Here is a 26725-nt window from a genome sequence, read left to right on the forward strand (position 1 = left end):
TTAAATGTGCGGAATAGTAGCTTATATTGGTAAAAAAAAGGCACGCCCAATCCTGATAGAAGGCCTCAAGAGACTTGAGTACCGCGGGTATGATTCTGCCGGCGTTGCCCTGATAGAAAAAAACGCTATATCAATCGTCAAATCCAAAGGTCGCATAGCTGTACTCGAAGACCTTATTAAGGAAAAAACCGACACCGCCACCGTGGGCATCGGACATACAAGATGGGCAACACACGGCGAGCCCAACACTGTCAACGCCCACCCACACAGCGATTTTACCGGCAAAATCAGCCTTGTCCACAACGGAATAATCGAAAACTACAGCACATTAAAACAATGGCTTATAAAAGAGGGAGTAGCCTTCAAAAGCCAGACAGACACAGAAGTCCTGGCAAACCTCATAGGCTATTTCTACGCAAAACCCTCAGAAAACGACAGCAACCATTCGTTTGAGAAGGCCGTACAGAGAGCACTTGACATGGTCGTGGGCACTTACGGGCTGGCGATTATATGTGATGACTGCCCGGATACAATTATAGCCGCGAAAAAAGGCTCACCGCTGATTCTCGGCGTCGGCCAGAACGAATACATTATCGCCTCTGACGCGTCAGCAATCGTTGAGCATACGCAGCAGGCGGTGTACCTCTCCGACAATGAGATGGCGGTTGTAAATAACAGCGGATTCTACACTAAGACAATAGACGACATCAACATAACAAAAGAAGTCAAGGACATAGAATTCTCGCTCGATGCCATTGAGCTAAACGGCTACGAGCACTACATGCTCAAAGAAATCTTTGAACAGCCCACAGCCCTGAGCACATGCCTGGGCGGGCGAATTGACACAGTCAACAACAAAATTGTACTGGGCGGAATTGCAAACCTAACCCGTGAGCTGACACGCGCCAAGAAGTTTATCATTACAAGCTGCGGCACTGCCTGGCACGCCGGGCTCATAGGAGAATACCTCATTGAGCAGATTGCCCGCATCCCCGTCGAGGTCGAATACGCCAGCGAGCTGCGTTACAGAAACCCCATAATTGAAGACGGAACTTTTGTCATCGCCATCAGTCAGTCCGGTGAAACCGCCGACACACTCGCTGCGATCGAAATGTGCAAAGAAAGAGGAGCGGTTGTCATGGGAGCGGTCAACGTTGTAGGCTCTACCATCGCAAGAACAACTGACTGCGGGGTTTACCTCCGTGTAGGCCCGGAGATCGGCGTCGCCAGCACCAAGGCCTTCACCGCACAGGTAGCCGTTTTGACTATGCTGGCTATTGAGCTTGGACGCAGAAAGCACGTTGGCCCCGCACAAACCGCCGCCTACCTCAAAGAACTTCAGGCTGTCCCGGGCAAGATTGCCTCCGTACTTAACATGGCTGAGCATATAAAACAGATAGCAATAGAGTATTCTGCAGAGAACAACTGGCTGTTTATGGGACGCGGGCTCAACTACCCCGTAGCACTCGAGGGTGCGCTTAAGCTCAAAGAGATAAGCTACATACATGCTGAGGGCCTCCCCGCAGCGGAGATGAAACACGGCCCAATAGCCCTGATCAGCAAGGGCACACCGGCGGTATTTGTCGCAACACGCGGCTCGCAGTACGAGAAAATTATCGGAAACATCGAAGAAGTCAGGGCACGCGGCGGAAAAACTATTGTCGTTGCCACACAGGGAGACGATGAGATAAAACGCTGCGCCGACCACGTCATTTATGTCCCCGATACCATAGAGGAGATGCAGCCGATGGTAAACATAGTCCCGCTGCAGATACTCGCCTACTACGCGGCGGTTCACCGCGGGTATGATGTTGATAAACCCAGAAACCTGGCAAAAAGCGTAACAGTTGAATAATTGAGTCAGCGAAATTTTTGAAATCGAAATTACAAACAAATTATAAAGGCATATAAAATGCAGGTACCATTATCCAGCCCTGATATAACACAACGTGAGATTGATGCAGTAGTTAACGTCATGAAAAGCGGCCAGCTGGCGCTTGGACCCGAGATGAGAGGCTTTGAACAGGCCATCGCGGAATACTCGGAAAAAAAACATGCCATATCCGTAAACAGCGGAACGAGCGGCCTTTATCTCTGCATGAAAGCTCTCGGCATTGGTCCCGGGGACGAAGTTATAACAACCCCGTTTACATTTATAGCAACGATAAACTGCATTATTCAGGCCGGCGCAAAACCCGTTATGGTTGACATAGACCCCGTCAACTACAACATTGACCCGGCAAAGATTGAAGAAAAAATAACACCGGCGACAAAAGCGATTGAACCGGTAATTGTATTCGGCAACCCTGCCGGCATAGACGAAGTATGTGATATTGCCAAAAAGCACAATCTCGCCGTTATCGAAGACAGCTGCGAGGCACTCGGCACGGTATATAAGGGTAAAAAAGCCGGAACATTCGGCGACGCAGGACTTTACGCCTTTTACCCTAACAAACAGATTACCACCGGCGAAGGCGGCATAATAGTTACAGACGATGACAAGCTCGCAGAGCTGTGCATTTCAATGCGCAACCAGGGGCGAGGCGCCGGCGGCGGCTGGCTTGCCCATGAACGTGTCGGATACAACTACCGTATGGCGGATATAAACGCCTGTATAGGCCGCGTACAAATGACAAGGCTCGGGGAATTCAAGGAAAAACGCAAAAAAGCCGCACAGTATTATCAGCAGATACTCGCCGACGAAAAACGCATTAACGTTCCACAGGAGCCCGAAGGTGCGGATATGAGCTGGTTTGTATTTGTTATAAGGCTTGCCGACAACTACGGGCAAGAGCACAAAAACGCCTTAATTCAAATGCTAAACGAGAGAGGCTGCGGCGCAAGCAATTATTTCCCGCCGGTACATCTCCAGCCGTTTATGATTGCCGATTACGGATATAAAAAAGGGGATTTCCCTGTAACAGAATTCGTCTCCCAGCGAACTCTGGCGATTCCGTTTTTCAACAACCTCAGCAGGGAACAGATGGATTATGTCAAAAAAACGCTCAGCGAATGTCTCGACGAAATTGATGCGGGCCTGCTGGGCAGCGGCAAAGCTCCATTCCCGCCCGCACAGTAAAACGGCTTGATCACAACAGACTCGGCAGGCACCTTCCCAGGAGAATAAATTGCTGTTATGAGAAGTTAAATTTTAACGGCAGCAGCGCTGCGCCGTCAGAGATAGACTTGAATCACAATTCTGCCAAGATATTGCAAGGCCAATCTGCTTACACACCGCAAGTATGGCATAACATAAGCGGCTGCATGGTATTCCAACATGTTATTTTCGAAAGCGAACTCACAAAGTGCGTTTTATTGTGAAATTTATCTCTTTTTAACGTTGCGAATGTCACTTTAAAACGCCAACCTGGACGTTCTTCAAAGCCCACTTTAAAGTTTATGTTCATTTTTTTATCAAAATATATGTAATATTCTTTGACGTATAGCTTGTTTCTTAGTATAAAAAAATGTCATACAGAGCTTAATGCTTTATATAGCACTTAACAGCTGCACGGCAGCTTTAACATATCTACTGATATAAAAAAGTGTTAACTTAAATTCAGGTGTATTTATGAATGAAACAAATTGCAATTGCGCATGCACTTGTGAACAGGAAATCTCGGAAGAGCAACTTTATCCGCAACTCGACGAGATTATCGAAAAAAACAAAGATCAGGAAGGCTGCCTGATACCAATTCTCCAAAAAACTCAGCTGCTTTTTGGATACCTCCCGGAAGGTGCCCTCAAAAAGATCAGCACATCTCTCAAAATCTCCTACAGTGAGGTTGCCGGAGTTGTCGGTTTTTACTCTTTCTTCTCGACAGTGCCCAGAGGCAAATACCTGATAAGGGTATGCCTTGGGACGGCATGTTACGTCAGAGGCGGAAAAGAAATACTTGAGGCGCTCAAAGATGAGCTCGGTATCGATGTCGGCGAGACTACAGAAGACAGATTGTTTTCTCTCGATATCGGCAGGTGTTTCGGAGCGTGCGGCCTGGCACCGGTAATAATGATAAACGATGAAGTTTACCAGAGAGTAAAGGCCACAAAGCTGCACACAATCCTCGATCAATATAAATCAGAATAATATCAGTTAAAAAAGGAAATTCTGATGAGTGATACCAAAAAATTACAAACAGTAGAAGAGTTTAAAGCTCTTAAAGATAAGTTAAAAAAACAAACCGCCCGCGAGGATAGCCTGGACAAGGTGCTAATCTGCACCGGCGGCGGCTGTATAGCATCGGGCGCTTTGAAAATCAGAGACGCATTAAAAGAAGAGCTCCAGGCTCAGGGACTTGCCGATAAGGTGGCAGTAATAGAAACCGGCTGCATGGGCCCATGTGCCGGCGGCCCGGTTATGGTTATAGCCAAAGACAAAACCTTTTACGTCCATGTTCAGCAGGAAGACATTCCCGTTATTGTTGAGCAGCATATAAAGGATGGCAGGCCCGTAGAGCGTCTTTGCTGGAAAGACGACAAAACCGGAGTTCCCGTACCGGTTCAAATGGATATAGACTTCTTTAAGAAACAGACAAAGATTGTTCTGAGAAACTGCGGCCTTATCCAGCCAACCAGCATAGAAGACTATATCGCCCGTGACGGATTTGCCGCGATAACCAAAGTTCTATCTGATATGAGCCAGGACCAGGTGCTCGAAGAAATGAAGATAGCCAACATTCGCGGCCGCGGCGGCGCGGGCTTCCCGACCTGGATGAAATGGAACTTCACAAGAAAAAGCCCCGGAGATCAGAAATATATCCTCTGCAACGCCGACGAAGGCGATCCGGGTGCGTTCATGGACAGAAGTATCCTCGAAGGAGACCCCTTCAGCCTTATAGAAGGCATGACCATCGGTGCCTACACAATCGGAGCATCACAGGGATACGTATATGTGCGTGCGGAATACCCGCTGGCGATTGAAAGGCTTGAGGCAGCCATCAAATCCGCTTACGAGATGGGAATGCTCGGCAAAGACATCCTCGGCACAGGCTTCAGTTTCGACCTTGACATTCGTATGGGCTCGGGCGCTTTTGTCTGCGGCGAAGAAACCGCACTTATCGCGTCAATCGAGGGCAAACGAGGCGAACCACGCGTCAGGCCGCCCTTCCCCGCTGTCAAAGGTCTATGGGGAAAACCAACCACACTCAACAACGTAGAAACCTATGCAAACGTCGCGGCGATACTCTTTAACGGCGGCGAATGGTTTGCTTCATACGGTACCGACAAGAGCAAAGGCACCAAGGTCTTCGCACTTGCCGGAGCCATCACAAACGCAGGCCTGGTCGAAGTGCCGGTAGGCACGACACTGGGCGACCTGATATACGATATCGGCGGCGGCATACCAAACGGCAAGGCATTCAAAGCCGCTCAGATTGGCGGCCCCTCCGGAGGCTGTATCCCAAAACAGCATCTAAATGTCCCCCTCGACTATGAATCACTCAACGAGCTTGGTGCCATTATGGGCTCGGGCGGATTAGTGGTCATGGACGACGATACATGTATGGTTGACGTGGCGCGATTCTTCCTGGAATTTGTGCAGGAAGAATCATGCGGAAAATGCGTGCCGTGCCGCGTAGGTACAAAGAGAATGCTCGAAATACTCGAAAAGATTTGTGCCGGCAAGGGAGAGATGTCAGATATCGACAAACTTGAACAGCTCGGCGAGCATATTCAGCAAAGCTCTCTTTGCGGACTTGGACAGACCGCTCCAAACCCCGTACTCTCAACATTGAGGCATTTCAGGCATGAATACGAGATGCATATCAAGCAGAAGATATGCGAAGCGGGAGTTTGTGCAGGTCTTGTTCTGGCACCCTGCCGCAGCGCATGTCCGGCGAATGTAAATATACCCGGATTTGTCTCTCTGACGGCGGAAAAACGCTACGCAGAAGCAATCGCACTGCACAGAAACAGAAATCCGTTTACCGCTGTCTGCGCTCGTGTCTGTTTCCACTCATGCGAGACAAAATGCAGACGTGCTTCTATGGACGAGCCTGTATCGATCAAAGGCATAAAGAGATTTATGTCTGACCAGGAAATTACAGCGCAGCTTCCTGAAATCAGGGAAAATGCCGAAAACGCAAAACGAAAAATCGCAGTTGTAGGCGCCGGGCCGGCAGGCCTTTCATGTGCCTACTTCCTGGCAAGGCTCGGTTACAGGCCCACTGTATTCGAAGCAGAGCCAAGACCCGGCGGAATGCTCGTACAGACTATTCCCGAATACAGACTTCCCCGCGAAGTTCTCGCCCGTGAAGTGCGTATAATAGAAGGCATTGGCGTTGATGTGCTGACAAACCAGAAACTTGGACGGGACTTCACACTCGAAGATCTAAAGTCACAAGGCTACGATGCCGTATTTCTGGGCATTGGAGAGCCGCAGGGACTTATACCAAACCTCAAAGGCTCAGACACTGAAGGTGTATGCGAGGCGATAGATTTTCTGCGGGAATACAACCTTAGAGGCTCTGCCAAAGTCGAAAAGAACATCATTGTTATCGGCGGAGGCAACTCAGCTATCGATGCCGCCAGAACCGCGGTAAGGCTTGGAGCCCAGGTTACTGTTGTTTACAGAAGAACAGAGGCTGAAATGCCCGCCTACGATGAGGAAATCGAAGAGGCAAAACAGGAAGGTGTTGTCATTGAAACACTGACTTCTCCTACTGAAATTCTCTCTCGAAACGGCAAGGTATGCGGCCTCAAGTGCAGCAAAATGGTACTTGGCCAGTACGACAGCAGCGGACGCAAACGTCCCGTTGAAAGCGGCGAGGAGGTCGTTTACAACACAGACCAGATAATCTTTGCCGTCGGCCAGACCATGGATGCCAAATCTATATTCGGAAACCTCGAAGAACCCGCAGAATCTAATCAATACGAATATAAGGTTATTCTCGGCAAAGGAGACGAGGCCCAGGAGCTTATCATGTACGGCAAAAACCGTATCAAGACCGATAAGATAAACGGCCAGACCAGCGTCCCCTGGATATTCAGCGGCGGAGATGTAGTTACCGGGCCTGCCTCCATTGTCGAGGCTGTCGGGGCCGGCGAAAAAGCCGCCACAGGAATCGACGAATACCTCACCGGCGAAAAGCACGCCTTCTGGCGAAAAGAAGTCGCTGTTGATACAGCTTTTGACCCGGACGCAGAACCCGTGCCCTACGCACGTAAAAAGATGGCTCTGCTGCCGGTTGAACGCCGCAGATCAAGTTTCGCCGAAGTCGAACAGTGCTGGATCGAGGGCGAGGCGATACGCCAGGCCCAGAGATGTCTTCGCTGTGACTACGGAAAATACTGTACAACAGAATAACACGCGTATTATTCATACAAAGCAGAAAGGCTTATAAATGATAACACTATATATAAACAACCAGGAAGTGCAGGTTCCAGAGGGTTCAACTATTCTCGACGCGGCCAAGGCTTGCAATGTTAATATTCCAACATTGTGCCACCTTGAGAATACGCCGCCAAAAGGACTCTGCCGTGTTTGCGTTGTAGAGGTCGAGGGAGCCAGAGCGATGGCAGCGGCCTGTGCAACGCCGGCCGCCGAAGGCATGAAGGTTAAGACCAATACACGCAAAATTAGAGATACCCGAAGGACAGTCGTCGAGCTTCTGCTCTCGGAGCATGACGGAGATTGCAAAGTCTGTGACAGAAACGATGACTGCGAACTCCAGGAGCTTGCCCGTGAACTTGGTATAACAAGTATCGGCTTCGAGGGCGAAAAAGCCCCCAGCAAGATAGACAAATCAACACCCGCCCTCATTAGAGATGACGGAAAATGTATTAAATGCCGCAGATGTGTTGTTGCATGCAATGAAACTCAGGGTGTCGGCGCAGTGTTCCCCCAGGGACGCGGTTTCACAAGCACTATCAGCCCCGCATTTGACTGCAATCTCGACGAGATTACCTGTGTCCAGTGCGGCCAGTGCGCCGCGGTTTGTCCGGTAGGTGCTATTACAGAACATAATTATATTGAGAACGTCTGGAATGCGATCGACGATCCGAGTAAATATGTGATTGTCCAGACCGCACCGGCTATCCGGGCTGCCCTAGGCGAATGTTTCGGATACGAGCCCGGAACCGTTGTTACCGGCAAAATGGTGGCGGCTCTCAAAAGCCTGGGCTTTGACGGAGTATTCGACACTAACTTCGCGGCAGATCTTACCATCATGGAAGAAGGCACTGAACTGCTCACAAGGCTCAAAAACGCACTTGTGGACAAGAAAGATGTTGCCCTGCCCCAGTTTACAAGCTGCTGCCCGGGCTGGATAAAATTCGCCGAGCACTTCTACCCTGACATGCTCGACAATCTCTCCACATGCAAGTCGCCCCAGCAGATGTTTGGAGCTCTCGCCAAGACATACTACGCCCAGAAAATAGGCAAAAAGCCTTCAGAGGTCGTAGTCGTATCTATAATGCCCTGCACGGCTAAGAAATATGAGTGCTACCGCGACGAAATGTATGACAGCGGAGCCAAAGATGTTGATTACGTGCTCACCACCAGAGAACTCTCAACTATGGTCAAACAGGCCGGCATAGACTTCAAACTCCTAAAAGAGCAGAAGATGGACACTCCATTCCCAGAGTCTTCAGGTGCCGCGGATATCTTCGCAAACACCGGCGGAGTTATGGAGGCTGCGATACGTACCGCCTATGAAATAGTTACCGGTCACGAAGTGCCCGCCCAACAGCTGCACATAAAGCCGATCATGGGACTTGGGGGCATCAAAGAAGCATCGCTCAAGATTGAAGGCACACTGCCAGAATGGTCGTTCCTGGAAGGTGTCGAGCTCAATGTTATGGTGATCCACAGCCTTGGAAATGTACGCAAGGTACTTGAAGAAATGGATATTTCCAAATACCACTTCATAGAGGTCATGACCTGCCCGGGCGGATGCATCAGCGGCGGCGGACAGCCAAGATTTACTGATGACTCTGTTCGTCAGAAAAGAATCGCGGCTATATACGCAGAGGACGAGGGCAAAGAGCTTAGAAAATCGCACGAGAACCCATTTATAAAACAGATATATGATGAGTTCTTCGAAGCACCCCTGAGCGAAAAGTCGCATCACCTTCTGCACACGCAATATACAAAGCGAAACTCTGTAAGCTGATCCCGCGGATAATTAAAAAGAAGCCCAAAGAATTAAAACCTTTGGGCTTTTTTATTATCCTGTATCAAAACACTTCAAAACGAAGATGCTCTTATTTTACTTCTTTTCTCCAAACGGCCTGTAGAGCGGATCACCTATGAGCATCTGCTGCCATGAATTGAACGGCAGCGTGTTGAAATACGCCTCGCCGAGTGAGTACCCCTCAAGCAGTGAAGCGAAAAACTCGCTGGGCAGCGGGAAAGACTGAAGATACGGCTCTGCCACCGCTCCGATGGTTGCCGTTATCCCGTCATTGAGCAGGCCCGGCACCCACTGATTGCTCTGGACATTTCGCATATCAACCGCCTCCCAGCTGGCAATATGATATCCCACCGCGCCGGGGACAAAACTAAAAGCCGGCTTGTAATTTTTCAGGCTGTACCAGCCGCAGTAAACAGCCGTACCGTCGCACTTGCCAACGGGAAAGACTGATTCGGTACGGTCGAGAATACATTTCCAGCCGGCATCTTTAAAATTGCGGTACGCGGTTACGATATCGACATCATACACATCAAGCCCGGGTTTACTGCCCGAGGTATATCCGCGGGAATCAAAACACGCCAATCCGTTAAGGCCTATCTGCTCGGCGATCATCGCCCCGTCAACAAGTGAACATGCGATATCTGCCGTCGGCCCGTCAAGGCGTGAGACAATCAGCGTCTTAGAGTCCGCACTTGCGACATCGCCCTTGAGCTCATTAGTCTGCCATTTATAGAGGCTGTACTCACCGCAGTTGACCATTGCCAGCTCAGAATCAAGAGCCGCGCCGGTCTCTCTGCCGGTGAGGGCATCAATATCCAGCTCAAGCCGAACCAGCAGCCCCGTGAGCCCGAAACGGTTCTTGTAATTTTCTATAGCCTCCTCATCAGGAACTTCTGCGTCCGCATCGGGAACATAGTTTCTCGGGTGAACCAGCTCCGCGAGCTCGGGCTTATCCTTCGAATGGCCGTTAAGAGCAAAATCAACCTTCAAACGCGAACAAAGCGCCTCTGTCATATCCAGACCGTACATGCTGTAATAGAGGCCCAGAAAATCCTGAAGACGCATACTCTGCGCAGAGCCGCTGCCCATCGCGCCTATCTTCTGCAAAGCCTGGTTAAAGGAATTGCTGACCTTAGGAAGTTTTTCCGCGATAGAAGACTGTGTAACATCAATCCCCGACGGATCACCCGCGATCGCCATCGCCCTTGACCAGGTTTGCTCGAATTCCGACAATGCCGCGGCATGATATTGCTCCAGAGCCTGTTTTTTCTTGCCGTCAGAATCGGCCGGCCGGTAGCTGCGGATCCTGTACGGCATACCGTAAGTCGTTACAATACATCGCGGCGGCTGATCACCCTGCCACGCATCGATAAACGCCTTAACCGGCGCCTTAACCTTCTTCTCATAATCACTTTTGCCGATATCGGAGACAACCTCACCGCCAAGCTCCAGCCGGAGGATGTTTTCTGCGGGTACCCCCCGTTTTTCAGCATAATACTCCGCGACCCGCATAGAATCATCAAGCCCCGCGTCGGCGATAACTATCACCTGCTCAGGCGAGAAATGCCCACCCTTAGGCGAATTTCCATCCTTCTCCGCCGGCTCAGCGGCCGCCGCAAAGGCTAAAAAACAAATTGAAGCTGCAAACATCAAACGGCATAAAAACATAAGTCATCCTTCTCCGCGTTTCTGCTTATCGCGGGAATAGCGTTTTTCATAAATATCTTTTCCGGTTAAGACAACGTAAAGTGTCATAAGCATTATCTTTATATCAAGCCATATACAGGCTCTACGCACGTATTCAACATCGAGTTCGAGTTTTTCTTCTATCGTCAACGCGCCGCGGCCCATCACCTGCGCAAGTCCCGTCATGCCAGGCTTAACATCAAGGCGCGAGATATATTTTTCGCCCCATTCAGGTATCTGCGAGACATACAGCGGCCGCGGGCCGACCATGCTCATCTGTCCCTTAAGCACATTAAACAGTTGCGGCAGCTCATCGAGCGAGCTCCTGCGGAGGAAATCGCCTCCCTTTATCAGCCGGCTGTCAGAAGCCGAATCCGGCGAATTACCGTAAGGGTCGCAGTCGAGCCGCATTGTACGGAACTTGTACAGTATAAACGGTTTAGCATTCCTGCCCGCCCTTTCCTGACGAAAAACCGCCGCACCCGGGCTGACACATTTTATATAAACCGCCACTGTCAGATAAACCGGAAGGAGCAGCAAAATCGCCCCCAGAGATATCAGGATATCTAATACACGTTTTAAGATACTATACAAAAAGGATTTACCTCACTGTCTAAATTCAGCTTAAAATTTACAGATTCACATTATAGTAATATCGCCGGCATATATCAATCGATTTTGGATATTTGCCCCGCCGACTTTGCCCGATGCGCCCAACCGGCCGACAGTCACGCCGGCTCAAATCAAACCCTGTATATATTTTTTTGCTATAGACCAATTTTGTTATTGACTTTCAGTTCCTAAAATGTTATAATTTCACTGTTATATTTCGGAGTACTCATGAAAATAGCCGTAGCTGGAGCAACAGGGTTTGTAGGGTCTGAATTATGTCGGCTTTTAAGCAGCATGCATGAACTGACAATATTAACCCGAGACACACAAAAGGGCCATCTCTTTTTTGGTCAAGCATTTACAATTGTTGAATTCTCAGAAAACCGCCCCGACCTTCTTATCTCTGAACTTGAAGGTGTAGATGCTGTAATAAATCTTGCCGGCGAGAACATCGCAGTCGCGAGGTGGACGCCAGAGATAAAACAGAGTATCCTTAACAGCCGCCTTGAAAGCTCACGAAGATTGCTGAAAACTTTCAAAGAAATGCCCGAGCCGCCTAAAACTTACATAATATCTTCAGCCACCGGCTATTACGGCAATCGACCGGGAGAGACACTCAACGAATCCAGCCCGTCCGGCAGCGGCTTTCTCGCGGATGTCTGCCGGCAGAATGAAGCTCTCGCACCCGAATTTGAATCGCTGAGCATACGCACCATAATAATCCGCTCCGGGCCGGTCATGGACCGTGGCGGCGGAGCATTAAAAAAAATGATGCTGCCGTTTCGCTTTTATCTCGGCGCCTGCTTAGGCTCCGGCGAGCAGCACATGCCCTGGATCAGTCTGGAAGACGAAACCGCCGCGATCAAATTCCTGCTTGAGCACGGCAGTCTCTCCGGAGTTTTTAATCTTACCTCGCCGAATCCGGCAACAAACCGCCAGATTTCAAAAGCTATCGCCGCGTATCTGAACAGGCCGTGTTTTTTCAGGCTTCCCGCGGCTGCCCTGCGTCTGCTCATGGGCGAAATGGCAGGCGAGCTGCTATCTTCGCAGCAGGTATTGCCGGAAAGGCTTCTTGAAGCGGGTTTTGAATTTAAACGCCCGCTGTTTCAAGACGTTCTTTCGACATAATCACTATGCGCGTGAGAGAAGTATATCGCCGACAGTATCCGCCTGTATAAGTCCGTCTTCACCGAATACACTTTTTCTCTGGCGGAAACGCTCGCTAATCTTCGCGGCGGCCTCATCGGCGTCAATCTCATAATCGCTGAGCCGAACCGGCATCTCCACCGACTGAAAGAACTGCTCTGTTTTGTCTATAGCTTCCTGAGGTGTTGAAACGCCCCAGATCCGTTTGCCGTACTGGGCGAGTTTGTTACCCTTGTGCTCAAGAGCAAAACGCCACACACCCGGCAGAACAATCGCAAGGCTCTCGGCATGTGCCACACCATAAAACGCCGTCAGCTCGTGCCCGATCATGTGCGTTGACCAGTCCTGTGTCACGCCCTGGTTGATGAGCATATTAAGTGCCATTGTCGCCGACCACATAAAATCTGCCCGCTTATCATAATCGGTAGAATCTTTTATCGTATCAGGGCCGATCTCGATCAGTGTCTGCAGGATACCCTCAGCGAAACGGTCCTGAAGCCGAGATTCGCCGGTTCGGCACATATACTGCTCACAAACATGCACAAACGCGTCAACAACGCCGTTACGCACCTGTTTTTGCGGCAGGCTGAATGTTGTTTCCGGATCAAGTATCGAGAACTTCGGATATACATGCGGGCTGCCGAATGCCCGTTTTTCTTTGGTGCTTCTTTTGCTTATAACCGAATTGCCGTTTGATTCAGAACCCGTTGCCGGCAGTGTCAATATTCCTGCCAGCGGAACAGCGGAGTTTACCTCTGCCTCTCCGGTAAGTATTTCCCAGGGGTCTGTGCAGTCTGTTTTCAAAGCCGCGGCGATATACTTTGCCGCGTCAAGCACCGACCCGCCGCCAACAGCGAGTATAAAATTCACATTTTCCCTGCGGCACTTCTCTATCGCCTGCAAACATGTCTCATGTGCGGGGTTTGGCTCAATGCCGCCGAATTCAACCATCTCAAATCCCGATGCCGCCGAGACAACCTGTTCATAAACACCGTTTCTCTTGATCGAGCCGCCGCCATAAAGCATTAGAACCTTTGAGCCGGATGGAATCAGCTCCGGCAGACGCGAAATAGATCCCTTGCCGAAAACAATACGTGTAGGATTGCAATAATCAAAATTCTTCATAGTTTTCATTTCCTCAAAATTACGGTTTTTAAGATGAATAATTTAAACTGCATTATACATGATTTTTAGAAAATTTAAAGATATTTTTCAAACTGCCAGCGTCAAGCGTGTAACATTTTTCTGCGTGATAATATTATCATTGGATGAGCTGATAGAAAACATGGAACGGCCGGCCCCAACGGCTGTAAATCTTGCCATAAGCCGGATAATTACGGTTTATGCGATAAGGTGTACGTAAAGCAAATTGACGAATTTGCTCCAAACCGCCGATCCTCAGCAGATTTTAACAAATCAATAACGCCTTTTTTAACTTAGATTTAATATTTTTTTGCGGCGTGTGTGTTTTTTGTATCGTTATAATTTACAAAAAAATACCTCAAAGCGTCTATCGCGTGGTCGCTGCTGCCGTCTTTTACCGGCATCTCGTCGGGACAGTCTTGCTGATAGTGGTACGTCTCGAGCGAGCGTATCAGCAGGCGGCATCTCGGGTTTATAACCAGACGGGTTTTTCCCGAAGCGTCTTTGAGGTGGCGGCGAATCAGCTCAACACCGGTGAGTATCCTGCTGGAGCGGTACTGCAATTTTATCCCAAAACTCCTCAGCACACCTGCCGGTCCGGTTCCGCTGGTGTCATTGTGCTGTGCGCCGGCAGGGTCGCAGTAGGTGGTTACTGCCGCGGCGGCCCGGGCGGGAGTGAGCTCGATAATCCTTTTAGCGTGTACGTCCGCTGTTTCCCGCCGGCGGCTGTATTCGTTTATAACACGTATCTGGCCGTCCTGTGCTGCCTGTATCCAAAGACATACAAACGGATTGACATATCCAAAATCTATCGTGCGGTACAGCGGAAGCGATGCATCAAAATCCACAGCCTGAACATGCACATCAGGGTCAAACGAGGAAAAGACTATATTGTCGATCCGCGGCCGCAGACATAGCATCTCCGATTCCCATGCCTGGCGGGAGCTTCGCTGCATCTGGCTTATCGCGTCATCGATTTTATAATAGCCGTTGGCGTTTTTGGCGATGCCTCTGCAATCCGGCTCCAGCGGGCACGATTCACACGCCCTGCCGCGGCAGCGTTCTATCACCTCCCACAGCGACCATTTAAATATAGGGCGGCCGCTGCGGTGTGAGGCTTCGATTTCTTTCTGCATCAGCCCGTACGGACGGTGCATCGTCGAGCAAATCTCCATGCCGGCTTTTATCTGCCCGTTTGAATGTGTGATGAACTGCGCGGCACGGAATACGGCCGGATCAAAATGCTCAAGCTCATCGCAGCGGAGCTTGTTGACGTGATGGCCGCGAACACTGCGGTTTGACTGTGTAAGCAGCTCGACACGTGAGCCGTTTGTCAGGGCGAAGCCGGTTTTGAGGATTTTCCCCTCAATCATATCAGGGTAAACGTCCCTCGCGAAGTTTACCAGATACTCGTACATCCTGTTTGCCTGGTCGAATGAGCCGGCGAGGATTCTTATCTGGCAGCCCGGCTTGAAGACGCAGTCGAGTATTGTCGCCGCCGCGGCCAGCATGGTTTTGCCGCCGCCGCGATTTGCCCACACGATGCAGTCTGTGTTTATGAGTTTTTTGTTTGTGTCCGCGCTGAAGCTGTGCCAGAGATAATCCAGCGGACACGAGCCGGCAGAGCTTAGCCGCTGCGAAGGCACCTGGATATTGAAATATTTCTCGACATACTCCCGAAGCTGCCTTCGTCCGGCTGGGCGTTTGAGCAGGCCGTTTTCGGTATTTTGGGTTTTTCTCCTCTTTTTGCGCGCAGCGGTTGCGTTGTTTGTCATGGGTGTGTTCCTCTTCAAGTATTCAGTTGTCGGTTTTATAAGAAAGCCCGCCCCGATTTGAGGAGGCGGGCTTTTAGAATCTGTGTGCTATTCTTTTTTCTTGAACATTCCGCCAAGGCCTTCGATTGCCTCTGATGCCTTTTTGCCTACATCTTCAGCGGCTTTGCCAATATCTTCGGCAGCTTTGCCGGCACCTTCGACAGCCTTACCGGCTTCTTCGGTTACTTTTTCCACTGACTCTGTTCCGGCCCTGAGCGCATCCTCGCCGATTTGCCCGATGGCTCCGCCCATCTGCTTAACGATTCCGTTAAGGATGGCGTTTAGAACCTTGCGAGCTATCTCGGCGTTTGAAGTTCCGCTATCGCCGCCGATGTTCTCGATTACGATCGGGTCGAGCTTGAACTTGAGTGTATCCGACTGACCGGGAACGGGCAGAACCTTGGCATTGACCTCGGCTCCGGTAACCTCGACTTTTCCGATGCTTATCGGTTTGCTGTCTTTGGCGGGATCATCGGCCGAGGGTTCCTTGTCAGATTTTGGCAGGTTGTTAAGGATGTCCTTGATGTTGTTCTGGTTGAGACTCTTCATTTCATAAAAGATACGCAATCCGTCTATTTTGACGCTTTTTATATGACGGGAATCCCCGCTGAGAACTTCCTTGAGGTCGAAATCAACCTGCAAATCGTCCATCTCCAGCATGTTTGCGTTGGCGTAATCCTGGGGATTGGCGATAACCAGCTTGTTGAGATTGGCGCCGCCTTTTATAGGTGCGAAATTCGCCGTTCCCAGAGTTACATCAACGCCAAGAACATAAGTTCCGCCCTTTTCTATACCGGCCTTGATGATGCTGCCGCCGAACATTTTCAGACCAACAGCAGCCACAACGACAATGATAATAATCAAGACCAGCAGTTTTGTCAGGAAACTGCTTTTCTTCTTTGGTGCCTTCTCGGCTTTTTGTTCTGTTTTCTCTTGTTCACTCATATTACTCTTCCTTTCGAAAATTAAATTGAGAAATTTCGTGTTCGTATTTTATATTGCCTGTTTCTATTTGCCTAACCTAACCGCTCCATTATTCTTCACTTGTTTATCAATATTATACGAATGCCAAACAAGTGAAGAACGGCTCTGATTGCGTCATGCGATATTGCCTGAATTTTAACTTTTAAACTCATCGTAGGTCGGGCTTCCAGCCCGACACAAATTAAATTCCCCTCTCACAGAGGGGTGCCCGAAAGACGGGGTGTTTTGCACGCTGAAGCGTGTACTCATACTAAGTAGGTCAACCGTCCTCGGTTGACATTTAAACGGCAAGCGGGGACGCTTGCCCTGATATGGAACGACCTTTGTCAATAGTTTTAATGAGATTATATTTACTTTTTTTTAAATTTTACATATCTTATTTTAATGACGCATGATAGCGTGGGATTCTTCGACGTTGATTCAGTCTGATATACGTGGATTAGCTTTTGGCCAGAGCCGACATTGAAATACTCCGTCGCAAACCTTGCTTTCTACGGGCATGAGTCAGACTTACCGATAAGGCATATCTGTCATATAGGACAATCGCAAGTGGTTTTTTCGTACCCACGCCACCATTTGTCATGTTTTTCTGTATTAAATTTTAAATGTTTTTTTCCCAGGGTGATAAAAAGTATATGAACTAAACTTTCTGCGGCTGAGCCTGTTTTCTTGCGTAATACTGGGTTGCTGTGAACCATATGAACCCGGCCAGCTCTCTGGCAACTGCGATGTTGGCCTTTACCAGAATCTTGCCCCTGGCCCGAAGGTACCTGTGCCGGTAACTCAAACGCTGCCCGGCCCTGTCAGCTATTTCTATTCCCCATTGCGGCCGGCTCTCTCTACGTTTTTTAAGGGCCTTAGATGGAACATATCGATGCCGGTAGTGGTGGGCAGTTTCATTGAGCAGCCGCCTTACCCGCTTATTGCCGGCCTTGGTTATCGGGCCTTTTTTTTCTGATTCTCCACTGGAGTCCTCTTTAGGGGTTAAACCGAGGTATGACATAAAAGCCGGGGCTGATTCAAAACGGGCAAAATCAAAAATTTCCACCAGAATGGATATTGCCGTGATGGTCTTGATGCCGTGAAAACAACTCAAAATACCTACCATTTCGCGGTAGTCATCCGTTTCTGCCAGCGCCTCAACACGCCGATCACACCTGTCGAGCCTTTCACAACAGTTTATGTACTGGGCGAAATATGCCTCAAAGACTTCATTCAGGGCGGGCTCTTCGAAGTTTATACCACGCAGCCAGGTTATATGCTTATCTGTCCAGTGATTGCCCTGATGGTAAATATAGCTATGACGATTGAGAAACTTGAGTATGTGATGTTGTGCTCTCTGGACATCCTTTCGGGCTGTCTCACGAAGACGCACCAGCTCTCTATCTGCCTCCTGTTTCTCATTGGGAGCGTGAACCTCGGTCAACAGGCCCGCACTGTAGTACTCCTGAAGCTTCTTTGCGTCCCTGCGGTCTGTTTTTATACGAACTCCGGGTTTTACCGGTACCAGAGATGGGGCGATTACCGCACATTTAAAGCCCAGAGCCTCAATCCTGCGCTTGAGAGAAAAGCCGCAAACGCCGGCTTCATAGCAGAATTCAACCGGCCCAGGTGCCTGACGGGCTATCTTTTTTACTGCCCGTTTAATATCAGAGGGCGTATTTTTGATTGTAAATTCAACAACATTATCCCGATCAGGGTATTTTATGGCAGCTTTATGTTGTTTTTTGTGTGTATCCATTCCTACATATGTTATAATATTGTTCATAACGACCGGTACCTTTCGTATTGTATGCGGCTCTGTTGCCACAGTGTAATAACCCGCGATTGGCAGGTGCTACGTACACCTTATCGCATAAACCGTAATTATCCGGCTTATGACGAGATTTGCAACCGTTGGGGCCGGTCGTTCCATATTTTCTACGTAAATCTTAACTTTTTAAATTATTAGACAGGATTTACAAGATAGACAAGATTAATTTTTTATTATATCTTTTCTTCATGTCCTTCATGCTCTTCATGGTAAATTCAAATCCTGTAAATCATGTTAATCATGTCTATTTGATTACTTTTAGCTATTAACTTTTAAAACTGAGCAAATTCGTGAATTTGCTCTACACTGATGCATTTGCCTAATGCCTGTTACTTTTCAATCGCGTCTATTCGCGTCTGGTGCCTGCCGCCTTCAAAATCGGTGCTTAGCCACAACTCAACGATTTCTATCGCTTCTTCTATTGACATCATTCTCTGTCCCAGCGAGAGCACGTTAGCGTTGTTGTGTTCTCTTGAAAGCCGTGCCGAACGCAAATCCCAGCACAGGGCGCAGCGAATGCCGCGAACCTTGTTGGCGGTGATCGCCTCACCGTTGCCCGAACCGCCAAGCACGATTCCCCTATCACATTTACCCTCGGCAACAGCCTCGGCGGCCGGACGGATAAAATCCGTATAGCTGCATGACTCTTCGCTGTCGGTGCCGAAATCTGCGACTTCATAGCCGCGTGATTTGAGCCATTCTTTGATGATTTCCTTATACTTGTAGCCGGCATGGTCGGACGCTAAAGCTATTTTCATATATTACTGATTCCTTTCTGTTTTTGTTTAATTATCTTTGTACGTGTATTTTACATCGCCATTAAACACATTTCAATCAAAATACATAAAACCTGGCGCAATTAGCTTAAAGCTCTACATGTTTTTCGGTCTTTTACCTTACCTTAGCCGGCCGGTGAGTCTCCAGTAATAGCTGCCGCCGGTGCGAATCCTTTTGATTGCCTCTGCCGCGGCGTGGGTTGAGCATAAAAGCTGTTTTGAACGGTAACGCGACATAAAACGGCGTGACGAGCGGATTATGCGTTCACGTTTTTCACGCGGCAATCGCGGCAGGTCGTCAAGAAACGGCTCGGGATTCCAGAGCGGCTCAAGACCGAAACCGGCATCTTTAATCGCTGCCAGCAGGTTTTCTCTCTCCCTGTCGGGCTTGGCCTCAATGCGATGAAAGCCGTTTTTCTCAAACAGTGTACCAAATTGAGGCATTGCCGAGATAACCTCAATCAATGGTTTTCCTGCCGGCAGCAGTGATTCGGCGATTATCCGCGAAGCCAGCCCAAGCCCCCTGTATGCCGGATGCACGACAAGCCGGCTCAGCCGCAGTATGTTGCGGTTTATGCTCATCGCACGGGCTTTCGGATCGGTAATTTTCGCGAAATATCCCGAACACGCCTGATTCCGCCCGCGGCAGTTGAGTGTCGGTCGTGAGTAAATAATAACCGCTATCGGATATCTGGCACCGCCGGCGGTATCATGAAACGCGAAACTGCGGGCTATAAGCCCCGGGCTGCCCGGGGCGTAATGAAACGGGCGAAGCAGGGCATAATCGCCTGGAGTTGCCTTGCGGAGCCGGATTCGACGGTGCAATTCCTCGGCTGTCTGCATATGTAAACCTCCTTATTAGTTGAATTTAAATGTTTTGTGACGCGAAACCTGGTCATTCATATTTACGGCAGTTCTCGTTTTTGAAAACGTATGACCGGCTGCGATTGGGCGTTTGTGTAAATGATAATATCCGGCTTGAGAGCTTTTGCGATTTCCTCATTTGCCGAGGACAAAACAAAAGAATAGCCGTCCCTGTTCGCAAGCTCCCGAATATGCCGGCACAAAGCCGCACCACTCAAATCATCGAGGCACGAACAGAACTCATCGCAGAAAATAAGCCTTTTGCCCGATAAAATCGCCCTGCAAAGCTCAAACCGAAAACATTCGCCGCGGCTGAGCTGCTTCGGCGTAGAGAACATGGTGTAGGCCTCCCTGATTCCGCAGGCATAAAGGCTTTTCAACCTCTCAAAAACCGTGCCGCCGAGCTGGTCTATCAGCGGTCTGCCTGCCTCAGCCGGATTCGCGTCGGCCATGCACGCCAGAGGAGCGGCGGAGTAAAAAAACTCCTCAAGCAGCTGCGTCTTGCCGCTGCCGCTGGCACCGGTTATAAGACAAATATCGCCCGCATAAATGTTTATATCCATCGCTGGGCGGATAAGACGGTCATCAAAATGGCTTTTTTTAAGACCAAAAAAGGCCGCCGCTTCAAGCCCTGAACTGCTCAACCGCGGCGCGGCGGCATACAAAACTGATGAACGCAGGTTATACGGCTTCATTTTGGAAACTTTCGCTGATCTCTTTTCGGATTTGTGCTATAATCTGCCGGACACGATAGATACTAAGCCCTGTTTCCTGTGCGATTTTCTGTATCGATACCCCCCGAAAGAAATATCTCCTGCCGACTTCGCGGCTGACACCTTCCATGTGCAGATGCAGCCGCATATATCCGCAGAATTCCGGGCTTTTTAGCCGGCGAAGTATCCGTTTGAACCGCCGCTGCATGGCAGCACGGGACGCACCCCTTATCGCGGCTATTTGAGATAGACTGTAACCATCTATAAAGTATAGCCTTACGATAACCCGATCAAGTCTGTCGAGCATACGGCTCCTGCGGATTAGTTTGTTGATATGCTCGCGATAGGCGTGCATGTGCAGGGCGGTCGAGCTGTCGAGGTACTCCATTTGCCTGTTTGTTGTACTCATGTTGAGCCTCCATCTTACATCATCTATTGAATTATATAACTGTACGTCAGTGTTAGATATTTATCTAACAGAATGAAGTTTACACAAAACACAATCAGGGTGCAATAACTTTTTTAGGTTTTTTTTTGGTTTTTTTTAAAATTCCACCCCATTACCCAGGCTAAATAGGCGATAAATGATGTATATGTTTTGGAACTATAAAACCACCCAACAAAAAAAGCCTGCACAATGCGATATAAGAGCTTTAATTGCAAACACTTAAAAAACCGCATTGACAAGAGGCCTATTTGAGCATAAAATATTGACTGAAAAGTTAAAAATTTACAGATTATTTAAAACAAATTTCGCCTTTTAATGGTATTTATAAGTGTTCTGTAAATTATTGTGTGATGAAACTAATTCGGAGGAATTCATGTACGATTTCTCGATTTATAAACCATTGCTTGTCCAGCTTAAGGTTTACATTTAGTTTGTGCTTGATGTAGAGCGTTGCTCGTTTGAGAGCAGCTTTTTCAATACAAAGATTTAAGAATTCAGCATAGGTTTTGCCGCTATGGCTCTCTGATGCGGAGAAAGTATCTTCTAAGAGCCGTCAGCGGGAACCTATTTTACAAATAAATAGCCGGAAAGTATTCCTGCAAGAATGTGCGGACGTTGACGCAGCGTCTGCGCCGGAAGTTCCAACCTTCCGGTTTCAAGAAACCGAGGGTGATGAGGCTTCCTTGAAACCTTCCCTGGCAGGAAGAAGTGGCGGTAGAAATCGACTTGCCTTGCCGTTCAACTGCGAACGGCTTTTCGGGGTTCAGCCCTTATCTACCGCCGTTCCGGTTGCGTTTTATGGTTTAAGGTTAAACATAAGACCAAGATAACCAAAACTGGAGCAAAAAATTTTCTGATTTATTTTTGCATGCGCAAACACAGCGTATGGAGCAAATTCACAGATTGGCTCTGATATTTCTCCTCCTGCCCCCCCCTTTAGAGAAAATTTATGAATTTTCTCTACAATATTGCCCCACATCAATATTCAAAGAAATTTTACTTGCCTTGTAATGTATATTGTCTTTAATAGAATTGGAATGTAGTATAGTTTAATAACAGAATGTAGAAACAATGGGTAAAAACTTCGAAAAAAAAATCAGAATAGGAATCATCGGTTTTGGCACGGTCGGCTGCGGCACGGCTAAGATTCTGCTTGAAAACCGTGAAAATATCCTCAAAAAAACCGGTCTTGACCTGGAACTTGTAAAGGTTGCAGATTTGGACATAACAACTCCGCGTGAAATCGAGCTCCCCGCGGGTATGCTGACTGATAACACAAACGAGATAATCGAAGATGACTCGATTGATCTGGGCATTGAGCTTATAGGCGGAACGACCGCGGCAAAAACCATCATAGAGAAGCTGCTCAAAAAAGGCAAAGGCGTAGTAACCGCCAACAAGGCCCTTCTGGCCAAGCACGGCATAGAGCTGTTCCGCCTGGCACGAGAAAACGAAACTTTCATCTCCTATGAAGCCAGTTGTGCCGGCGGGATACCTATCGTGCTGGCTCTTCGCAGCGGTCTGGCCGCCAATAATATCGAGGGCATCTACGGCATTCTCAACGGAACCTGCAACTTTATCCTTACCAGCATGGCGGTTGAGAACAAGGATTTCCCCGTCGCTCTCAAAGAAGCCCAGGAAAAAGGCTACGCCGAGGCAGACCCAACTCTCGACATCAACGGCGGCGACAGCGGACACAAGATCGCGATTCTGGCAAGCATCGCGTTTGGATATGAAATTTCGTTCGATGATGTTCGTGTCAGCGGCATAGAAAATATTTCTATACAAGACATAAATTACGGCTTGGAAATGGGTTATGTTCTCAAGCTGCTTGCCGTGGCCCAGCGTGATGCCGGCGACGGAATATCGCTGCGTGTGATGCCGGCCTTTATCAGCAAGACTGACCAGCTCGCCGGCGTCAGCGGCCCGTTCAACGCGGTTAGCGTATTTGGCGATGCCGTCGGCCAGACAATGTACTACGGCCGGGGAGCGGGAATGATGCCCACAGCCAGTGCGATTATCGCTGATGTAATAGAAGCCGGCCTGGGCAACGCAAAGCGGAGTTTCGAGGCGATGAAACTGCGAAGCCGCGAAGAGTTCCTCGAACACAGGGCTGATCCGGACGAAATCGAAAGCCGCTTTTATATCCGACTTCTGGCTCTTGACAAGCCGGGCGTATTCTCGAAGCTCTCCGAAGTGCTTGGCAAAAACGGCATAAGCATCTCCGGCGCACTTCAGCATGAGGGACGCGGGCCCAATAATACCGTACCGGTGATTATAACCACTCACCTGACAAAGCTCTCTGCCATTAACAAGTCGATTGAGCAGATACAATCACTCTCTGTGATAGAAGGCTGCCCGACATGTATCCAGATAGCCGAGCTGCCCGAAGATACGGATTAAAAGCAGGCATAAGGCGTTAGAGAGAACCCCGATGAATCGCAACACGCGGGTTATCAGGATTTGAGATTTGAAATTATAAAGAGAAATTTTGTAAAAAAATAAAAACAACCTGTTTATAATCCGGTATAATACAAATTCCGGATAAACATTTAGCTGATTATTCAAACACCGAAATTTTGAAAAACAATACTATGAAACACATTATAGTTATACCGGATGGCGCGGCAGATGAGCCGCTCGAGATTTTCGACGGTAAAACCGTCATTGAGGCCGCCCGCACTCCGAACATAGACAGGCTCTGCCGCAGCGCTTACCAGGGCATGGTGAGAACCGTCCCGGAAGGTGTAGCTCCAGGCAGCGATGTAGCCCAGATGAGCATACTTGGCTACAATGTCCTGGAGAACTATAACGGGCGGGCACCTATCGAAGCCGCCGCCCAAGGCATAGATCTGGGCAGCGAAGACTGGGTGTTCCGCTGCAACCTTGTTACCTATGCCGATGAATGCATGGCAGACCACAGCGCCGGGCACATCTCCAACGAAGAAGCCGGCAAGCTGATGGATGTGATCCGCTCAGAGCTGGAAACAGAGAACATCAGATTTTATAAAGGTGTCAGCTACAGGCATTTATGCGTTATAAGCGGCGCAACCTTTGACCTTGAGACACAGCCGCCCCACGAGATTATCGGAAAGCCCATCGACAAGAATCTGCCAAAAGGCAAAAACGAATCTCTAATCCGTGAACTTATGCTCCGCAGCCGCAGCCTGTTCGAAAACCACGAGATAAACACCGTCCGAATGGACCTTGGCGAAAATCCGGTAAGCTCAATCTGGCTCTGGGGTCAGGGCAGAAAAACAGAGCTCAAGCCGTTCAAAGACGCTTACGGCAAGACCGGAGCCATGATAACCGCCGTAGATCTGGCACGCGGGCTGGCAACGCTGATTGGTTTTGATATAATCAACGTCGAAGGCGCAACCGGTTATTACGACACAAACTATCAGGGCAAAACCGAAGCGGCCAAAGAAGCGCTCAAGACGCATGACGTCGTAGTCGTGCATATTGAAGGCCCCGATGAAGCCGGCCACAGCGGCAACGCAGTGATAAAAAAGAAAGCTCTCGAGCGGATAGACGAGCTGGTTATAGGCCCTCTGGCAGAGGAAATGGAGAAATATCAGGGTTCACGTATGCTGGTTATGCCTGACCACCCTACTCCGATCCGCACCCAGGGCCATACCGCCGAGCCGGTACCGTTCCTTATTTATGGAGACGGCATAAAACCAAATATAGATAAAACTTTCTCAGAGAGAAACGCCGCACAAAGCGGGCTTTTTATTGATGAAGGATATCAATTAATGGAATTTTTCTTAAAAGGTATGAGGAGATAATGGCAATAATTGTTCAAAAATTCGGCGGCACATCCGTTGCCGACGCAGAAAAAATACAAAGGGCTGCCAGGCGCGCGAAGAAACGTGCAGACCAGGGCTACCAGGTTGTTATGGTAACATCAGCCCGCGGCAAGATGACCGATCATCTGATAGCAGATGCCCTGGAGCTTAACCCCGATCCGTGCCGACGCGAAATGGATCAGCTGCTCAGCACGGGCGAGCAGCAGACGGTCGCCCTGATGGCAATGGCTCTGCACTCTATGGGCCAGCCGGCAATAAGTATGACAGGTTTCCAGGCCGGCATCAGGACAGATGCAGTGCCGGCCAAAGCCCGTATCACGAATATTGAAAGAGAAAAGATCCAAGCCCAGCTCGATGATGGCAAAATCGTCGTAGTTGCCGGTTTCCAGGGCATTGACGAATATGAAAACATCACGACTCTTGGCCGCGGCGGCTCTGACACAAGCGCGGTTGCGTTAGCCGCGGCGCTCGAAGCCGAACAGTGCGAGATATACACCGATGTTGACGGCGTATATACCACCGACCCGCGCAAATTCAAGCGAGCACTAAAGATAGACCAGATCAGCTATGATGAAATGCTCGAAATGGCCTCTCTTGGTGCCGGCGTAATGCATGGACGGGCGATCGAATTCGGCAAGAAGTACGGCGTAACTATACACGTTCGCAGCAGTAGCAAAGAAATAGAAGGAACATTAATAACACACGAGGTCCCCAAAATGGAAGGTATTCTTGTATCTGGCGCAACTATCCAGAAAGATCTGGCTAAAATAACTATTATTGAAATCGAAAACCATCCCGGAATAGCGGCAAGGATATTCGCTAATCTGGCCAAAGCAAGGGTAAGCGTGAACGATATTATCCAGACAGAGATTAGCGAGGATATAGCTAACCTCTCATTCACTGTAGGCAAAAGCGATCTTGCCGATGCGATGAAGTGCATCAAAAAGATAAAATCTGATGTGAACTACAAAGACATGTTCGTGCGGGAAGACATTGCCGAAGTCAGTATCGTAGGTATCGGTATGCGTACGCACTACGGCGTTGCTGACAAGATGTTTAATGCCCTTGCCCAAAAACAGGTTAATATCGACTCGATAACCACAAGTGAAATACGCATCAGCTGTATTATCGATAAGGACCAGGGCGATATGGCCCTTGAAACACTGTGCACGGTATTTGAGCTCGACAAGGAACCCGAAGACCGGGAGATGTAAACCGCGGGCGCCGCAACTTTTACTACCGCAGTTAGTACAATCCTTACACGCAGGATTTGCGGGGCTTTACCGGTTTATTAAATCCAACGAAATATGGCCGCGAATGAAAAGCGAATGTAGAAGCGGCCGTGAAAAAAGAGACGTATTTTCATACGCCTCTTTTTTTATGTGTCTGTTTGTCTGATTTGGGGTAAAAAACCCCTGCAAACAAGAAACCTTATCAATCTCTTGTTCTTAGAAGAGCAAACTTATAGGTTATCAGCTCAGCTGGTAATCAGCACGGCTGCCGGATTATTCAGTTGTTTCTGAGTCAATCTCGTCTGCGAGCTTGTCGATCTCGTTTTCAAGATCCTCACCGGCTTCTTCTGCGGCCTCTCCGGCGTCTTCCGCGGCTGCCTTTATCTCTGATTCAGTTTCAGGAAGTCCCTGTGAATCATCTTTGCAGCCGGCAGTAAACAACAGAGCGATTACCATTACAAGCATTAAACTTACTAATTTGCGTACCATACGATGTCCTCAAAAATAATTGTTAGTTTCAATGAATAAATTAACGCGTATTTATTATATACTAA

Annotated in this window: 20 protein-coding genes; 9 read left to right on the forward strand and 11 right to left on the reverse strand. The window is 48.9% G+C overall.

What is annotated here, in order from left to right; all coding sequences use genetic code 11:
* Positions 1–4: 4 nt before the first annotated feature.
* From glmS to SMSP2_RS08165, 5 genes are all read left to right on the forward strand, one after another.
* A complete protein-coding gene (gene glmS, locus SMSP2_RS08145; RefSeq protein ID WP_146683473.1) occupies positions 5–1855 on the forward strand; it encodes a glutamine--fructose-6-phosphate transaminase (isomerizing) in 1851 nt (616 codons plus the stop codon).
* A 57-nt stretch (positions 1856–1912) separates the two neighbouring features.
* Positions 1913–3079, forward strand: a complete 1167-nt coding sequence (locus SMSP2_RS08150; protein ID WP_146683474.1) for a DegT/DnrJ/EryC1/StrS family aminotransferase — start codon at positions 1913–1915, stop codon at positions 3077–3079.
* 492 nt (positions 3080–3571) lie between these two features.
* Entirely contained in the window at positions 3572–4087 is a 516-nt protein-coding gene (locus SMSP2_RS08155; protein ID WP_146683475.1) for an NADH-quinone oxidoreductase subunit NuoE family protein, read from the forward strand.
* Positions 4088–4111: 24 nt separating this feature from the next.
* Positions 4112–7303 (forward strand): NADH-quinone oxidoreductase subunit NuoF, encoded by a 3192-nt coding sequence (gene nuoF / locus SMSP2_RS08160; RefSeq protein WP_146683476.1) that lies wholly within the window; start codon positions 4112–4114, stop codon positions 7301–7303.
* Between the two features lie 37 nt (positions 7304–7340).
* Positions 7341–9110: an NADH-dependent [FeFe] hydrogenase, group A6 gene (locus SMSP2_RS08165; RefSeq protein WP_146683477.1), complete on the forward strand. Its 1770-nt coding sequence runs from the start codon at positions 7341–7343 to the stop codon at positions 9108–9110.
* 96 nt (positions 9111–9206) lie between these two features.
* Here SMSP2_RS08165 and SMSP2_RS08170 read toward each other — a convergent pair whose 3' ends face one another.
* Positions 9207–10799, reverse strand: a complete 1593-nt coding sequence (locus tag SMSP2_RS08170) for a TIGR03790 family protein (RefSeq protein ID WP_146683478.1) — start codon at positions 10797–10799, stop codon at positions 9207–9209.
* 3 nt (positions 10800–10802) lie between these two features.
* Entirely contained in the window at positions 10803–11411 is a 609-nt protein-coding gene (locus SMSP2_RS08175) for a sugar transferase (RefSeq protein ID WP_222566307.1), read from the reverse strand.
* A gap of 246 nt (positions 11412–11657) precedes the next feature.
* Between SMSP2_RS08175 and SMSP2_RS08180 the strand changes: the two genes are divergently transcribed.
* On the forward strand, positions 11658–12557 hold the full coding sequence (locus SMSP2_RS08180; RefSeq protein ID WP_146683479.1) for a TIGR01777 family oxidoreductase: 900 nt from the start codon (positions 11658–11660) through the stop codon (positions 12555–12557).
* A 3-nt stretch (positions 12558–12560) separates the two neighbouring features.
* On the opposite strand, the gene SMSP2_RS08185 is transcribed toward SMSP2_RS08180, so the two are convergent.
* The 8 genes from SMSP2_RS08185 to SMSP2_RS08220 all read right to left on the reverse strand — a co-directional run bounded on the left by SMSP2_RS08185 (position 12561) and on the right by SMSP2_RS08220 (position 21091).
* Positions 12561–13700, reverse strand: coding sequence for an iron-containing alcohol dehydrogenase (locus SMSP2_RS08185; RefSeq protein ID WP_146683480.1), 1140 nt, complete (start codon positions 13698–13700; stop codon positions 12561–12563).
* Positions 13701–14017: 317 nt separating this feature from the next.
* Positions 14018–15493, reverse strand: a complete 1476-nt coding sequence (locus SMSP2_RS08190; protein ID WP_146683481.1) for a phage terminase large subunit family protein — start codon at positions 15491–15493, stop codon at positions 14018–14020.
* An 87-nt stretch (positions 15494–15580) separates the two neighbouring features.
* Positions 15581–16477 (reverse strand): hypothetical protein, encoded by an 897-nt coding sequence (locus tag SMSP2_RS08195; RefSeq protein ID WP_146683482.1) that lies wholly within the window; start codon positions 16475–16477, stop codon positions 15581–15583.
* A gap of 679 nt (positions 16478–17156) precedes the next feature.
* Positions 17157–18284 carry an IS110 family RNA-guided transposase gene (locus SMSP2_RS08200; RefSeq protein WP_146683483.1) on the reverse strand — a complete coding sequence of 376 codons (1128 nt, stop codon included), beginning with the start codon at positions 18282–18284 and terminating at the stop codon, positions 17157–17159.
* 374 nt (positions 18285–18658) lie between these two features.
* A complete protein-coding gene (locus SMSP2_RS08205; RefSeq protein WP_146683484.1) occupies positions 18659–19087 on the reverse strand; it encodes a ribose-5-phosphate isomerase in 429 nt (142 codons plus the stop codon).
* 138 nt (positions 19088–19225) lie between these two features.
* Positions 19226–19948 (reverse strand): GNAT family N-acetyltransferase, encoded by a 723-nt coding sequence (locus SMSP2_RS08210; protein WP_146683485.1) that lies wholly within the window; start codon positions 19946–19948, stop codon positions 19226–19228.
* Positions 19949–20010: 62 nt separating this feature from the next.
* Complete coding sequence (locus SMSP2_RS08215) at positions 20011–20664, reverse strand: hypothetical protein (RefSeq protein ID WP_146683486.1); 654 nt, start codon at positions 20662–20664, stop codon at positions 20011–20013.
* Positions 20651–21091 (reverse strand): sigma factor-like helix-turn-helix DNA-binding protein, encoded by a 441-nt coding sequence (locus tag SMSP2_RS08220; RefSeq protein WP_146683487.1) that lies wholly within the window; start codon positions 21089–21091, stop codon positions 20651–20653. The genes SMSP2_RS08215 and SMSP2_RS08220 overlap by 14 nt, the downstream gene beginning before the upstream one ends.
* 1110 nt (positions 21092–22201) lie before the next feature.
* On the opposite strand from SMSP2_RS08220, the gene SMSP2_RS08225 reads away from it, so the two are divergent.
* The 3 genes from SMSP2_RS08225 to SMSP2_RS08235 all read left to right on the forward strand — a co-directional run bounded on the left by SMSP2_RS08225 (position 22202) and on the right by SMSP2_RS08235 (position 26153).
* Positions 22202–23533 (forward strand): homoserine dehydrogenase, encoded by a 1332-nt coding sequence (locus SMSP2_RS08225; RefSeq protein WP_146683488.1) that lies wholly within the window; start codon positions 22202–22204, stop codon positions 23531–23533.
* Between the two features lie 191 nt (positions 23534–23724).
* A complete protein-coding gene (locus SMSP2_RS08230; RefSeq protein ID WP_146683489.1) occupies positions 23725–24918 on the forward strand; it encodes a cofactor-independent phosphoglycerate mutase in 1194 nt (397 codons plus the stop codon).
* Positions 24918–26153 (forward strand): aspartate kinase, encoded by a 1236-nt coding sequence (locus SMSP2_RS08235; RefSeq protein WP_146683490.1) that lies wholly within the window; start codon positions 24918–24920, stop codon positions 26151–26153. Before SMSP2_RS08230 ends, SMSP2_RS08235 begins: the two co-directional genes overlap by 1 nt.
* Positions 26154–26444: 291 nt before the next feature.
* On the opposite strand, the gene SMSP2_RS08240 is transcribed toward SMSP2_RS08235, so the two are convergent.
* Positions 26445–26660, reverse strand: coding sequence for a hypothetical protein (locus tag SMSP2_RS08240; RefSeq protein WP_146683491.1), 216 nt, complete (start codon positions 26658–26660; stop codon positions 26445–26447).
* Between the last annotated feature and the right edge of the window lie 65 nt (positions 26661–26725).

It is taken from the genome of Limihaloglobus sulfuriphilus (genome assembly GCF_001999965.1).
Taxonomy (GTDB): domain Bacteria; phylum Planctomycetota; class Phycisphaerae; order Sedimentisphaerales; family Sedimentisphaeraceae; genus Limihaloglobus; species Limihaloglobus sulfuriphilus.

What these genes read in the sequence shown, in the direction of transcription:
- glmS (WP_146683473.1), top strand. Translation starts at nt 5, where the DNA reads ATGTGCGGAATAGTAGCTTATATTGGTAAAAAAAAGGCACGCCCAATC.
- SMSP2_RS08150 (WP_146683474.1), top strand. Translation starts at nt 1,913, where the DNA reads ATGCAGGTACCATTATCCAGCCCTGATATAACACAACGTGAGATTGAT.
- SMSP2_RS08155 (WP_146683475.1), top strand. Translation starts at nt 3,572, where the DNA reads ATGAATGAAACAAATTGCAATTGCGCATGCACTTGTGAACAGGAAATC.
- nuoF (WP_146683476.1), top strand. Translation starts at nt 4,112, where the DNA reads ATGAGTGATACCAAAAAATTACAAACAGTAGAAGAGTTTAAAGCTCTT.
- SMSP2_RS08165 (WP_146683477.1), top strand. Translation starts at nt 7,341, where the DNA reads ATGATAACACTATATATAAACAACCAGGAAGTGCAGGTTCCAGAGGGT.
- SMSP2_RS08170 (WP_146683478.1), bottom strand. Translation starts at nt 10,799, where the DNA reads ATGTTTTTATGCCGTTTGATGTTTGCAGCTTCAATTTGTTTTTTAGCC.
- SMSP2_RS08180 (WP_146683479.1), top strand. Translation starts at nt 11,658, where the DNA reads ATGAAAATAGCCGTAGCTGGAGCAACAGGGTTTGTAGGGTCTGAATTA.
- SMSP2_RS08185 (WP_146683480.1), bottom strand. Translation starts at nt 13,700, where the DNA reads ATGAAGAATTTTGATTATTGCAATCCTACACGTATTGTTTTCGGCAAG.
- SMSP2_RS08190 (WP_146683481.1), bottom strand. Translation starts at nt 15,493, where the DNA reads ATGACAAACAACGCAACCGCTGCGCGCAAAAAGAGGAGAAAAACCCAA.
- SMSP2_RS08195 (WP_146683482.1), bottom strand. Translation starts at nt 16,477, where the DNA reads ATGAGTGAACAAGAGAAAACAGAACAAAAAGCCGAGAAGGCACCAAAG.
- SMSP2_RS08200 (WP_146683483.1), bottom strand. Translation starts at nt 18,284, where the DNA reads ATGAACAATATTATAACATATGTAGGAATGGATACACACAAAAAACAA.
- SMSP2_RS08205 (WP_146683484.1), bottom strand. Translation starts at nt 19,087, where the DNA reads ATGAAAATAGCTTTAGCGTCCGACCATGCCGGCTACAAGTATAAGGAA.
- SMSP2_RS08210 (WP_146683485.1), bottom strand. Translation starts at nt 19,948, where the DNA reads ATGCAGACAGCCGAGGAATTGCACCGTCGAATCCGGCTCCGCAAGGCA.
- SMSP2_RS08215 (WP_146683486.1), bottom strand. Translation starts at nt 20,664, where the DNA reads ATGAAGCCGTATAACCTGCGTTCATCAGTTTTGTATGCCGCCGCGCCG.
- SMSP2_RS08220 (WP_146683487.1), bottom strand. Translation starts at nt 21,091, where the DNA reads ATGAGTACAACAAACAGGCAAATGGAGTACCTCGACAGCTCGACCGCC.
- SMSP2_RS08225 (WP_146683488.1), top strand. Translation starts at nt 22,202, where the DNA reads ATGGGTAAAAACTTCGAAAAAAAAATCAGAATAGGAATCATCGGTTTT.
- SMSP2_RS08230 (WP_146683489.1), top strand. Translation starts at nt 23,725, where the DNA reads ATGAAACACATTATAGTTATACCGGATGGCGCGGCAGATGAGCCGCTC.
- SMSP2_RS08235 (WP_146683490.1), top strand. Translation starts at nt 24,918, where the DNA reads ATGGCAATAATTGTTCAAAAATTCGGCGGCACATCCGTTGCCGACGCA.
- SMSP2_RS08240 (WP_146683491.1), bottom strand. Translation starts at nt 26,660, where the DNA reads ATGGTACGCAAATTAGTAAGTTTAATGCTTGTAATGGTAATCGCTCTG.